Origin of the sequence: Mycobacterium sp. (assembly GCF_035623875.1) — a bacterium.
In the GTDB taxonomy this organism is placed as follows: domain Bacteria; phylum Actinomycetota; class Actinomycetes; order Mycobacteriales; family Mycobacteriaceae; genus Mycobacterium.
The window spans coordinates 1-9,440 of record NZ_DASPSP010000275.1 but is presented as its reverse complement, the minus strand read 5'-3'; the positions used below and the strand labels follow the sequence as shown (position 1 = coordinate 9,440).

The 9,440-nt window shown below is 63.0% G+C and carries 10 protein-coding genes and 1 pseudogene; 4 read left to right on the top strand and 7 right to left on the bottom strand.

Annotation, left to right across the window (positions count from 1 at the left end; all coding sequences use genetic code 11):
- The 3 genes from VEI45_RS22375 to VEI45_RS22365 form a co-directional block, all read left to right on the top strand.
- Window positions 1–1,265 (top strand): serine hydrolase domain-containing protein (locus tag VEI45_RS22375; protein WP_324856719.1); only part of this gene is annotated, 1,265 nt, incomplete at its 5' end.
- A 135-nt stretch (window positions 1,266–1,400) separates the two neighbouring features.
- Entirely contained in the window at window positions 1,401–2,303 is a 903-nt protein-coding gene (locus tag VEI45_RS22370) for a PPK2 family polyphosphate kinase (protein ID WP_324856718.1), read from the top strand.
- Window positions 2,304–2,697: 394 nt separating this feature from the next.
- A complete protein-coding gene (locus VEI45_RS22365; RefSeq protein ID WP_324856717.1) occupies window positions 2,698–2,841 on the top strand; it encodes a helix-turn-helix domain-containing protein in 144 nt (47 codons plus the stop codon).
- 68 nt (window positions 2,842–2,909) lie between these two features.
- Here the strand turns inward: VEI45_RS22365 and VEI45_RS22360 are convergent.
- The 3 genes and pseudogenes from VEI45_RS22360 to VEI45_RS22350 all read right to left on the bottom strand — a co-directional run.
- Window positions 2,910–3,095: pseudogene (locus tag VEI45_RS22360) on the bottom strand (alcohol dehydrogenase catalytic domain-containing protein); the annotation flags it as partial.
- A 15-nt stretch (window positions 3,096–3,110) separates the two neighbouring features.
- Window positions 3,111–4,385 carry a cytochrome P450 gene (locus VEI45_RS22355; protein ID WP_324856716.1) on the bottom strand — a complete coding sequence of 425 codons (1,275 nt, stop codon included), beginning with the start codon at window positions 4,383–4,385 and terminating at the stop codon, window positions 3,111–3,113.
- Window positions 4,386–4,530: 145 nt separating this feature from the next.
- Window positions 4,531–5,829, bottom strand: coding sequence for a HAMP domain-containing sensor histidine kinase (locus VEI45_RS22350; RefSeq protein WP_324856715.1), 1,299 nt, complete (start codon window positions 5,827–5,829; stop codon window positions 4,531–4,533).
- Between the two features lie 36 nt (window positions 5,830–5,865).
- On the opposite strand from VEI45_RS22350, the gene VEI45_RS22345 reads away from it, so the two are divergent.
- Window positions 5,866–6,540: a response regulator transcription factor gene (locus tag VEI45_RS22345; RefSeq protein WP_324856714.1), complete on the top strand. Its 675-nt coding sequence runs from the start codon at window positions 5,866–5,868 to the stop codon at window positions 6,538–6,540.
- On the opposite strand, the gene VEI45_RS22340 is transcribed toward VEI45_RS22345, so the two are convergent.
- From VEI45_RS22340 to VEI45_RS22325, 4 genes are all read right to left on the bottom strand, one after another.
- Window positions 6,533–7,255 carry an SDR family oxidoreductase gene (locus tag VEI45_RS22340; protein ID WP_324856713.1) on the bottom strand — a complete coding sequence of 241 codons (723 nt, stop codon included), beginning with the start codon at window positions 7,253–7,255 and terminating at the stop codon, window positions 6,533–6,535. The two genes, VEI45_RS22345 and VEI45_RS22340, sit on opposite strands and share 8 nt — an antisense overlap.
- A gap of 175 nt (window positions 7,256–7,430) precedes the next feature.
- A complete protein-coding gene (locus tag VEI45_RS22335) occupies window positions 7,431–8,765 on the bottom strand; it encodes a PucR family transcriptional regulator (RefSeq protein ID WP_324856712.1) in 1,335 nt (444 codons plus the stop codon).
- Window positions 8,766–8,778: 13 nt separating this feature from the next.
- Window positions 8,779–9,054, bottom strand: a complete 276-nt coding sequence (locus VEI45_RS22330) for a cytochrome C oxidase subunit IV family protein (protein WP_324856711.1) — start codon at window positions 9,052–9,054, stop codon at window positions 8,779–8,781.
- Window positions 9,054–9,440, bottom strand: a 387-nt coding sequence (locus VEI45_RS22325) for a cytochrome c oxidase subunit 3 (RefSeq protein ID WP_324856710.1), incomplete at its 5' end; no start/stop codon positions are given. The genes VEI45_RS22330 and VEI45_RS22325, both read right to left, overlap by 1 nt.

Sequence of the window (9,440 nt, the reverse complement as noted above, 5' to 3'; positions counted from 1 at the left end):
ATGGCGGCAGGATCGTCTTCCATCGGGCTTATGGTTCGCGCAAGCTTGCCAGCGAACCGGGGCTCGATGGATCGCCCGCACGTGCGGAGCCGATGACCGAGGACACCATCTTCGACGTGGCGTCGTTGACGAAGTGTCTCGCGACGGCGACTGCCGTCATGCAGCTTTACGAACAAGGCAAGGTTGCGTTCGACGATCCCGTGCAGAAGTATTTGCCTGCCTTCAACGCTGCGAACGATCTACTTCGCGCAAAGGTGACGGTTCGGATGTTGCTGACGCACACGTCAGGCGAACCGGACGACGTCAATCTGCACGATCCGTGGGGACTGGACGCAGCCGATAAAGCAGAGGGCATTCGTCGTGCGCTTACCACGCCGCTGCAGTCGGGTCCCGGTGCGGTTTTCCGCTACTCCGACATCAACTACATTCTGCTTGGCGCGCTGATCGAGAAACTCACCGGTGAAGCAGAAGACGTTTACGTTCAGCAGAATGTGTTTGCGCCGCTTGGTATGCAAGAGACCCGCTATCTTCCGCCGGCCAAAGCATGCGGTCCGCACGCGATGCGCGGAGCTGCGATTGCCTGGGCTCCCGCGCCCAAGGGGCGCATGCGGGTGGCCTGTCCTGCAGGTACCTGGAGCACCAGTGTGTTGGCGCGCATCGCACCAACCGCAATTGATGACCAAAGCAACGCCGATCCGGGCCAGAATCCCGATTTCGGCTATCTGCTTCGGGGCACCGTGCATGATCCGACGGCGCGCCGGATGGGTGGGGTGGCCGGGCATGCCGGTGTGTTCTCCACGGCGCACGATGTCAGCAGCTATGCGCAGGCCCTGCTTGATCGGCTTGCGGATCGCCCGAGCAAGTTTCCGCTGAAGCAAGCGACGCTGGAGTTGATGACGACCCCTCAGCAACCCGGACATACCGTTGGACAGGCCGAAGCGGCAAACGATGCCGCCCGGAAAGCCATCGCGAAGACGCCAAACACAACAGATCCGCTGCTCGCCCCGAACTATCCGGCGATCAAGGGACAAAACCTGTTCGGCTTCGGCTGGGATATCGATACGGTCTATTCCGTGCGAGGCCTGATCTTTCCCATCGGTAGCTTTGGCGCCACCGGCTTTACCGGAACGTCGGTTTGGCTGGACCCAGGCTCAGGTACCTACGTGATTCTGCTCGCGAACTCAATCCATCTGCGAGGCAGTCCACCGATCTCGAGTCTGCGAGGTGACGTGGCTACCGCGACAGCCCGGGCCCTGCGTCTTTAGCAGTGCGTCATCGGCCACGACTTCGACACCGCCCTAGGAATTGGTGAGAACCGGTGAATTGCCGTCGTGGCGCAGGGTTCCAGGCAACTATCGTCGCGATATCCGTCACCAATCAGGCATGCGCTTGGAGGCATCGTGTCCGACAACTCTTCGGGGATATCGATCGACTATCGCAAATTGGCTGCGGCGTGTCGGGTCAAGCCCGGCACTACGGTCGATCTCGAGCACAACTTTGATCCGGGCCGTGCCGACCACCACCTCGGCAAGCAGGGCGCCGAGATCGCGCTCGAACAAGCCAAGCAGGAGCTGTTCGCGTTACAGGACAAGTTCTATGCCCAAGCCGATCATGCCCTTCTCCTCGTCCTGCAGGCGATCGATGCCGCGGGCAAGGACGGGACCATCAAACACGTCATGTCCGGGGTGAACCCGGAAGGTGTGGACGTCTACAGCTTCAAAGCGCCCAGCACCAAGGAGCGCTCACACGACTACCTGTGGCGCCACCAACTCGTTGTCCCGGAACTAGGCCGGATTGCGGTGTTCAACCGCTCTCACTACGAGAACGTGACCGTCACCCGTGTGCACCCCGAGCTGCTGTGGCCGCGCAGCGCCGATCTCACTTCCAAGCACATCTGGCATCAGCGTTACCGCCAAATCAACGACTGGGAACGGTATCTCAGCGAGAACAGCACGTTGATCATCAAGATCTTCCTGCACCTATCGCGCGCTGAACAAAAGAAGCGGTTCCTCGAACGCATCGACGACGAAGACAAGAACTGGAAGGTCTCGGCCGCCGACATGAAGGAGCGGGAGTACTGGGACAAGTACCAAGAAGCGTTTTCAGAGATGTTGACCCACACGAGCACCGGCTACGCCCCATGGCATGTGGTCCCCGCCAACCACAAGTGGTTCTCCCACATCTCGACCTTCTCGATCATCCTGGAGGCGATGAAGGAGCTGGCGCCGGCGTATCCCCAGCTGGACGAAAAGGACAAGGCCGACTTGGCCGCAATCAAAGCCGAGCTGATGTCAGGCGACTGACTCCCCGCCGCCCGCGCTCGCTCGGTTAAAAGCAAAGATCGTGCTCCGCGTGCTGCTCGAAAGCTTCGATGTCCGACCGCCACCGTCGAGGTATCGAAGCTAAGGAGCGATCTACCCGCCCGAAATCGGGCCACCCAACCTCCAGGACTGGGGCCAGGCGCTGCCGCCCAGCACGCTGCCTCGGCCGAACAATCTTTCGCAACGAGTTTCTCGCGGCTGGTGCCAATCTGTGACAAATCGCTCGCTGTTCGAACAGTCGACTCGATCGTTCGAACGACGTTTGCGCAGGTCAACGCCACTTTCCTTGGTCGGGCTGACAGTGTCTGATTCCACGACATGGTTGACAGATGTCTCGCGACATAGTTGACACCTCTGTTGTTGCGGGAGGTCAGCCATGTCGAAGGCGCAGCTGGTCATCACGGCCGTCGTGCTGGAAGGGCGTAGCAAAAGCGAGGTCGCCCGCGACTACGGGCTCTCTCGGTACTGGGTACACCAGTTGGTCAGCCGCTACCACGCCGACGGGGCGGCGGCGTTTTAGCCGCGCTCCCGGCGCCCCCACCACCATCGACACGCGGTCAGCGCCGAGGTCGAAGACAGGATCGTGCGGTCGTGCCCGCCGACCACCGGCAATTGCATCGGCATGTCACCGGTGATGAGGTGATCGTCGGAGTGACACAGGCCTGCGGCAGCCACTTTGACCAGCACCTCGTTCTCTTTGGGGCCGTCGAGGTCGACCTCTTCGACTTCCCATTGCTGGTGCAGGCCCCACAGCACCGCAGCTTTGGTTTTCATCGAATGTTCCTCACGTCAGTGTCGTTCGGGGGTCCAGGTCGCCGGCAGGCTGTTGATGCCGTTGATGAAGTTGGCGACTTGGAAGTTGGGCTCGGGAGCCGAGATATCGGGGATACGGGTATACACCTCGGTCAGCAGCGAGCGCAGCATGGTGCGCGCCAGCGCCGCACCGAGGCAGAAGTGCGGGCCGCCGCCGCCGAACGCGATGTGCGGGTTCGGGTTTCGCAAGATATTGAACCTGAATGGGTTCTCGAAGACATCTTCGTCGCGGTTGCCCGAGATGTACCACAGCACGACCTTGTCGCCCGCCTTGATCTCCGAACCCCGCACAGTGACATCTTGGATGGCGGTGCGGCGCATGTGCAGCAACGGCGACGCCCAACGCAGCACCTCCTCGACCGCCGTATCCACCCGCCCGGCAACGTCTTCCACAAGCAGCGCCCGCTGGTCGGGGAACCTGGAGAAGGTGTAGATCGCGTGTGCCGAAGCGTGCCTGGTGGTGTCGTTGGCGGCAACGGCCAGCAGCACGAAGAACGCCTTGAGCTCGTCGTCGGTCATCTTCTTGCCGTCGAACTCGGCTTGCACCATCCAAGTCAGCAAGTCGTCGCCGGGGTTGGCGCGACGCTGCGGAATCAACAGCTCGGCGGTCTCGTGCAGGTCCATCACCGCACCGGCGAACAGTTCCAAACCGGTTCGGCCGGCGCAGATTTCCGGATCTGTCCAGCCAAGCAGCCGCTGGGCAGCGTTGATCGTCTTTTCATGCACCTCACCCGGCGGCAGGCCGAAGAAGCTGCCGAAGATCCGTGAGGGCAGCTTCACCGACACCAGTTCCACGAAATCGCCCTCGCCCAGGTGGGCCATCTCGCCGACCAGATCACGGGCGTGCCCACGGATCCAGCCCTCCAGCCGACGCATGTTCTTCGGCTTGAACGCATCCAAAGTGATACCGCGCAGTTGAGTGTGCCGTGGAGCGTCCATCGCAATGAACGATTGCGCGACCTCACGCATCTCGGGGGCGAAGTCCTCCATCGTGATGCCTTGTGCGGACGAGAAGATCTCGGTGTGCCGGCTGGCCATCCGAATGTCCTCGTGCTTGGTCAGCGACCAAAACCCTTTCGTGTTGAGTTCGGGTGGCAGCAGATCGGATTCGGCCGGGCGGCTCCACGACACCGGGTCCTCACGGCGCAGGACGGCGAACGCCTCATCGCGTTCGTCGTGGGGTTTGGCCCAGAACGAGCGCGCGCTCAGGTCGATGTCCTTGTGGGTGGTTGCGACGACGTTTGCGGTCATGGTGGTCCCTCTCTCACCGCCGCGGGCACGTCGTTGTGGGGTGCGTGACGCGGCTTTGGTTCAATGCTGGCCACCACGACCACGGGAACGCACCGACGCGCGTGCCAATCTCTGGCCTACGCGGGCCAGCGTCAAGGCCTCGGAATCAGCCGATGGGAGCGCGAAGGGTCACGACAAGCCCGCCGCCATCACGTGCGGCGAAGTCGACACGGCCGCCCATCGCCTCGATGATCTGCTGCACGATCCACAAGCCCAGCCCGGCCGTGCCACGTTGGCCGCCGACGCTGACGTACTTAGTGGTCAGCTCGCCGAGGCTTTCGGGAGGGATACCGGGACCGCGGTCAAGGACACCGATGACGAGATCGTCACCGCGACGCGTGTAAGTGACTTCAATGGGGGCATCCCGGCCGTGTCGGGACGCATTCTCCAAAAGATTGGTCAGCACCCGTCGCAGCCCCTGGGCGTTCACCGCCACCTCGCCAACATCGCCGCTGACGGCCAGTCGCAGCCGCGGTGGCGTCAGGCCGATCGCGTCGGCGGCCGCGGTGATCAGTTCGGTGACGTCGACGCGGCGGACGCGACCCGCCGAGAACGTCGGGCGGCGGCTCAGCGCCACATCCGACAGCGCATCGAGCATGTCGCCCAAATGGTGGACATGACGAGCCGCCAACTGAAGGCTGGTGTCGCGGTCGGACTCCGACATAGGACGCGCCGACGCCAGCGCATCCGTCAACGCCTCCAATGAGGCTATGGGCGTGCGGAATTCGTGCACCAGCACCTGCAATCCGTCCTGTTGCGACTGGTAAGACCGCAACAGCCGTGCCCGCAAATCGCGTTCCTCCTCAGCGGCGGCGTGTTCGGTTTCGGCCTCCACCAGCGCCCTGACTCTGGATCGGTGTTCACGTTCGGCGATTGTCGACAGGCCTGCGGTGAGAATGGCGGCGAAGAGCAGGTACAGCGCCGCCCAACCACTCTGCAACATCGGCGCGAGCGCCACCGCCGCCGCAGGCGCAGGTCGCAGCGCCACAACGACATACCCGATGCCCAGCAACACGGCCAACATCAAGGTCTCGATAAACGACAGCCGAGCCGCCGAGGCAATCACGACCAACACCAGCACTGAGACAACAGGGCTGTACAGCCCACCGGTTAGCGCGATGAGCCCCAGCGTGAACGCCGAGTCGAAGCCGGTGACAACCCAGGAGTAGCGGGTGCGCCGAACCTCCAGATGCGGATTGGCAAGCAGCACCGCGGAGTACACCATCGCGGCAGCCAACACCGCGATCGTCGCCACGACCTGCTGGCGCACCCCGTCCGGTCCGATCCCCAGCAGCACTCCGATTGAGATCACCACGGCGACCCGGACCGCGACGACGATGCGGGCCAGCCCGTAGTCCTCGCCCCCGAAGTCCACTCCATTCCTGAGTTGATTCAGCAGTCTCACCCGGCTGACCATAGGGTTCGGGCTAGCATCGCGGCAATGACCCGCTCGCCACACGTCGTCGTGATCGTCGATGACCACGAGCTCTTCGCGCAGGGCCTGGCCTTGCTGCTCACGCGCGAATGGGGCGAGTTGTTTACCGTCGGCGGCCAAACGACCTACGTCGAAGAGGCCGCAAACCTGGTTGCCCGGTGCAGTGCCGATGTCGCGATCATCGACCTGTCCATGCCACCGCTCGGCGGAGTGGCTGCCATCCGTCAGATCAAGGCGCGCCACCCCAAAACTCGGATCCTGGCGCTGTCGGGGACCGACGATCTCGGGTTAGCCGAGGAGGCACTGCGCGCCGGTGCCGACGGATTCCTCCCAAAGACCGCTCGACCCGAAGCGCTTGCCGGCCCGCTGTGGACGATCGCCGAAGGTTTGCGGGTCATCGACGGAGCCCTGCTCGACGCCCTACTGCGAAACACGCGCAAGCCGCCGGCGGCGCTGCTGGAAAATCTCAGCGCGCAGGATCTTCAACTCTGGACGCTGGTGGCTACCGGCATGGAGACCGTAGACATCGCCCGGCGCATGCTGGTTTCGGAGCGTACCGCCAAAAGGATGGTCGCCGCGCTGCTGCACAAACTCGGCGTCAGCACCCGGATCGCCGCCGCCACGATGGCCGGCCGCTACGGGCTGCTCGACCATCTCGCCGACGCCGACGGGCTCAGTTGAGGATTCGGATCGCCTGGGCGGGGCACATTGCGGCCGCTCGAATAATCAAGTTTCGGTCAGCTTCCGGCGGATCCGGCGTCAACACCTCCACCTGCTCGGCACCGTCGGGGATATCGAACACATCCGGTGCTGCCAGCAGGCACTGTCCGTGGCCCTCGCACAGGTCGTAGTCCACAGTGATGTGCATGAACGCCTCCGCAGTTTCGCTACCTGTCTGAAAGTATCGGCAGCCAGCCCGCCCGGCGGGCGGCCCGTGCGCGCCAGAACTGGCCTGCCCGGGCCAGTCATTCGCAGAGTCGGGTCGCTCCCGAACAGGTGCCGCCGCCATCGCGTTGATGCGTTGTTCCCAGCCGAGGGCGGCCGTCGAACCGACTGTGACGATGGCGCCGCCGGGCTCCATCACCGGCAACATCTGCTCGATCATCAACCGCATGCCGAGGTAGTTGATCTTGAGCACGTCCACCGCCGGTGCGGTCCCAGGCACTCCTGCGACATGCGCGAGGACGTCCCAGCCCGTACCGATCCGGCTGACGAGACTGGCGATTTCTTCCGGCTTCGATAGATCGCAGTCGGCGTATTCCGAAGCGGGGGTGCTGTGCTGGCGCCGATCGACAGCCAGAAAATGGTCGCCGCGAACGTGGAAATGAGCGGTGGTGCCTGCACCGATTCCCGATGCGGCCCCCACTACGACCACTCGGCGTCGGCTGTCACTCATGGTGATCGTTATGTTGAGGCAACTGGACTTTCAGCAACGCCTGGTGGAAAGACGCGGTGACGAGAAGTTTGGTCGGCGGAGTCCGGGCAAAGACAGACGTTGGTGGGTAGCGCCCCATCCGCCAAAGCCACGGCATCCAAGATCTCACCTTGCTCACCGACCAAGTCGATAGCCTTCAAGGCTTGGGCGGAGGTAGAAGCGCGTTGCCGTACCAATGACAGAGCAACAAGGCCAGTTCGACGTCGAACCGGGTGTCGGCGATCGGTCTACCCCGCCTTGCCAACGCGCGCCCCACTCGGTACTTAACGGTATTGAAATGCAGTGTCAGTTCATCGGCCGCAAGCTTGTAACTCGAACCGCCGTTGAGAAACACTCGCAATGTTTCCCGCAGCCGCGCATCGTTGTCGGTGTCGGCGGCCAAGCCGCCCAGTACCTCGGCGACCCAAACACGGGTTCTTTCGAGGTTTTCGGATACGAGCGCTGCGGCCGCGAGCCCAGGATCACTATCAGCCGCGACAGTCGGCTTTGCGTCGTTGCGCGCTAGGACAACCCCTCGGACCGCGTCTGCTTGAGCATGCGATCGGCGAAACCCTTTGAGGCCAGCGGCCGGCGAACCGATCGCGACGCTCGGCGAATCCTCGTGTTGTAACGAAAACGTCCGTACCCATGCAGCAATCCCGTCAGGGGCGACCTGGAAGGGTAGCCATGCCCACCCGGTCGAGCGATCGGTGGCGATGAACAACGGAGCCGCGCTGGCCTGCACTGCTACTCCCAGTTCTCGCACAAACCGCTGCATTCGGGCCAATTCATCCGCCTCACCAGTGGCAGCCGGATACCACACAACCAGCGCGACATGATGCGATCTCAGCGGATAACGAATCGCGGTGATAGCCGAATCGATATCGACCGACTGACGCCCGGCCAGCACTTCTCGAACACGCAAGGCGCGCAGGCTATTTCGGGTTTCCAGCCACCGCTCGCGTTCCTCTTCGTACACCTCGACGACCTGTTGAGACATCCAGTCGACATACGCGAACAGCGTCTCGGTCATCCTCTCCACAATGGTGACTCGTGCATGCGGCGAGACGTCGATCCGCTGCAGCTCGCTGAGTGCCAGATGCGTAAAACTACGCTGCCCCAATCTATAAATGCGGACCAGAACATTTACCGGAAGCCCCTGCTGGGCGATTCGACGCGCTTGCTCAAGCGCCGCCGTTGGCGCCCGGACGCATTCGACCGGCGTGTCGTGGCCCAACGCGTACAGAGCAGTCGTCACGTTGCCCTCGATGCCCGCATTTAGCAGCGGGATCTGTGCTTCATCGCGTAGCTCGGGGATGTCATCGCGAAGCGACGCCGAGATCGCCGACACCAACTCGGGCAGCCGATCGCCTAGACGGGCCGCGAGTTCCGCGACCCCACGGCGAACGTCGGCGTCACTGGGGCTATCCGGAGCACTCGTGCCCTTAGATCGGGCCGGCGCCCGTTCACGCAGACTTCGCTGACTCGGCATTGCCTGGCCCTCCTCACATGATGACTGGCGTTGCGAGCCAAAAGCCCAGGATCACCGCTGCTACCACCGCGGGCCAGGCCTCGAAGGCCGCGCGCACCGGGAGCGGTGCCTGGCGCAGCTCCATGAAGTCCAGCATCACGTACCTGACTTTCACGGCGGCGATCGAAAAGATCCCGACCACCGCAACGGCGGGACTGAACAGATCCTTGGATAGTCCCCACGTCGTAATGCAGGTTAAAGCCATCAGCCCCAACCACACCCAGGTGACCCGCTCACGCAATACCGACATCAGACCGCCTTCATGAGGTAGAGCAAGGGGAACAGCACGACCCACAACAGGTCGACCAGGTGCCAGAATGAGGCCACGCTTTCCGGCACGGCCCTGTGCAAGTGGTCGTAGGTGCCGCGTCGCGACCTGACCCACAAATAGGTGAGCAGGCTGGTACCTGCCACAACGTGTGCGAGGTGGATACCGGTCAGCGTGAAGTACCACATGTAGAAGGGGTTGGTGCCCGGGGTGATGCCGTGGGCGAACTTCTGGAAGTACTCGGCCGACTTGGACACCATGAACATCAGACCCGTGACCGCTCCCCCGAGCAGGAGGCGGGGCTCTCGGTCGATCTGATCACGCTTCATCGCCTGCACGGCAAGGGCGACCGACCAGGAGCTGGTCAA

Excerpts from the sequence above, each read along its gene's own strand:
- VEI45_RS22365 (WP_324856717.1), top strand. The coding sequence starts at position 2,698 with ATGTCGAAGGCGCAGCTGGTCATCACGGCCGTCGTGCTGGAAGGGCGT.
- VEI45_RS22355 (WP_324856716.1), bottom strand. The coding sequence starts at position 4,385 with ATGACCGCAAACGTCGTCGCAACCACCCACAAGGACATCGACCTGAGC.
- VEI45_RS22345 (WP_324856714.1), top strand. The coding sequence starts at position 5,866 with ATGACCCGCTCGCCACACGTCGTCGTGATCGTCGATGACCACGAGCTC.
- VEI45_RS22340 (WP_324856713.1), bottom strand. The coding sequence starts at position 7,255 with ATGAGTGACAGCCGACGCCGAGTGGTCGTAGTGGGGGCCGCATCGGGA.
- VEI45_RS22335 (WP_324856712.1), bottom strand. The coding sequence starts at position 8,765 with ATGCCGAGTCAGCGAAGTCTGCGTGAACGGGCGCCGGCCCGATCTAAG.
- VEI45_RS22330 (WP_324856711.1), bottom strand. The coding sequence starts at position 9,054 with ATGTCGGTATTGCGTGAGCGGGTCACCTGGGTGTGGTTGGGGCTGATG.